Genomic DNA, 1,559 nt, shown 5'->3' on the forward strand with positions numbered 1-1,559 from the left:
GCCACGATGGCGTCGCCGTAGGTGTCAGTGGAGACCGCGGAGCAGAACGAGACGGCACTACCGAGCCTGCCGAGGGTGATCGCGACGTTGAACGGTCCGCCGCCGAGTGCCGGCTGCAACGGTGGCAGGTGCGACGGATCGGGGCCAGGAGCCGTCGTGGACACCACGTCGACGAGCGCCTCACCGCAGACGACGATCTCTCTCACCGATCCGCTCCCATGCGTGTCACGCGCCCAGTGTGCCATCCGGACGAGGCCGTCGACGGTAGATTCGATCGGTATGCAGGAGTTACCCGCCGGCCCCGATGCGGTGCTTCTCGACTTCGCCGACTCCGACGACCCGGCACACGCGGTGCTCACATCGGCGACCGCATTGCGGGCCGCGATTGCCGACGGTCGTCTCGTGGCCACCGAGGACGTGGTGCCGAGTGCGTCGTCAATTCTGGTGCAGGGCAAGACAGGTGGCGGTGTGGATGTCCTCGGCATTCATCGCGCGCTGCGGTTCGGGACCGCCGGAATCGACGTTGCGGAGTCGACGCAGCAACCCGTGGAGATACCGGTTCACTACGACGGCGACGACCTCGACGACGTCGCCAGCGCACTCGGCATGAGTGTCGAGGCGGTGATCGCGGCGCATCGGGGCACTGAGTGGATCGTCCAGTTCATGGGTTTCGCACCGGGTTTCGGCTATCTGGTACCCGCTTTCGACGCCGCCGACACCGACCTCGCCGGACTGCTGAACCTCCCCCGACGGCCACACGCCCGTACCCGAGTGCCGACCGGGTCGGTGGCGATCGCCGCCGGATACAGCGCGGTGTATCCACGTGACAGCCCCGGAGGCTGGAACCTGCTGGGGCGCACCAGAATCAGCCTCTGGAACGAACACGACGACCCGCCGGCCATGCTCGCACCCGGTACCCGCGTCCGATTCGTCGACGCCGGCGTCCCCCGAGACCTTGCCGCCCGACCTGACGACGACACGGAGAACCGGTGACTCGCGTCGCGGTGATCGCCACCGGGCCGTTGGCGACGATCCAGGATCTCGGACGGCCCGGCTACCAACACCTCGGAGTGCCGAGATCGGGTGCCGCAGATCGAGTCGCGATGACACTTGCCAACCGCCTCGTCGGCAACTCCGAGGATGCCGCAACGATCGAAACCACACTCGGTGGCCTCGTGTTCCGTTGTGACACAGACACACTCGTGGCCGTCACGGGAGCCGACACTTCGGTCTCGGTCAACGGTGTTGCCGTCGGGATCAATTCGGCTGTCGTGGCCCGCGCCGGCGCGAGTGTCGAGGTCGGCACGCCGCACTGGGGATGCCGCAACTACGTTGCCGCGCGAGGCGGATTCGACGTCGAGCCGTCGCTCGGATCGCGGTCGACCGACACACTCTCCGGAACCGGACCCGCTCCCCTGGCGCAGGGCGACGAGCTGATCGTCGGCGACGCACACCAGACGTGGCCCGCAACTCTGCATGCTCCGGCAGACACTCGACGGGCCGGCGTCGTCGAACTCACCACGTTTCCCGGCCCACGCGCTGATCGCCTCACCGAGCCG

At 67.9% G+C, this 1,559-nt stretch carries 3 protein-coding genes; 2 read left to right on the forward strand and 1 reads right to left on the reverse strand.

All coding sequences use genetic code 11. The features are described from left to right. A partial coding sequence (locus tag A5777_RS10955) for a PfkB family carbohydrate kinase (RefSeq protein WP_231895024.1) occupies nt 1-206 on the reverse strand: 206 nt, incomplete at its 3' end. 73 nt (nt 207-279) lie between these two features. Between A5777_RS10955 and A5777_RS10960 the strand changes: the two genes are divergently transcribed. Continuing rightward, a complete protein-coding gene (locus tag A5777_RS10960; RefSeq protein WP_064862690.1) occupies nt 280-993 on the forward strand; it encodes a 5-oxoprolinase subunit B family protein in 714 nt (237 codons plus the stop codon). Further along, a partial coding sequence (locus A5777_RS10965; RefSeq protein WP_064862691.1) for a biotin-dependent carboxyltransferase family protein occupies nt 990-1,559 on the forward strand: 570 nt, incomplete at its 3' end. The genes A5777_RS10960 and A5777_RS10965, both read left to right, overlap by 4 nt.

Source organism: Gordonia sp. 852002-10350_SCH5691597 (genome assembly GCF_001665715.1).
Taxonomy (GTDB): Bacteria; Actinomycetota; Actinomycetes; order Mycobacteriales; family Mycobacteriaceae; genus Gordonia; species Gordonia sputi.

Coding starts and splice junctions, on each gene's coding strand:
- A5777_RS10960 (WP_064862690.1), top strand. CDS start 280: ATGCAGGAGTTACCCGCCGGCCCCGATGCGGTGCTTCTCGACTTCGCC.